This is a genomic window from Streptomyces sp. SID3212, assembly GCF_009865405.1.
Lineage (GTDB): Bacteria > Actinomycetota > Actinomycetes > Streptomycetales > Streptomycetaceae > Streptomyces.
On the sequence record NZ_WWJY01000611.1, the window covers coordinates 1 to 268 of the forward strand.

Consider the following 268-nt stretch of genomic DNA (forward strand, 5'->3'; position numbering starts at 1 on the left):
CAGGCCCGCGCGGGCGCGGCGCTGCTCGGCCCGTTCGCGCCGCAGCCCGGCCTGTTCCTCCTCCGCGGTACGGGCCATGCCGAGCAGCCGGCGGGCGAGACCGACGAGCGCCAGGCCGGCCACCGGGACGAGGACCAGGGCCACGACGGCGTTCCAGCTGTGCCAGCCGCCCAGGAGGTCACGCGTGCGCGCGGTCAGCCAGCCCGGGGCGTGCAGCGGTTCGAGCGGGGGCAGGTCCGGGCGCGCGTAGCCGACGTACGCCGCCACG

1 protein-coding gene is annotated in these 268 nt (G+C 79.1%); it reads right to left on the reverse strand.

The features are described 5' to 3' along the window. Window positions 1-268: hypothetical protein (locus GT042_RS18045; RefSeq protein WP_161309740.1), on the reverse strand; the 268-nt coding region annotated here is incomplete at both ends.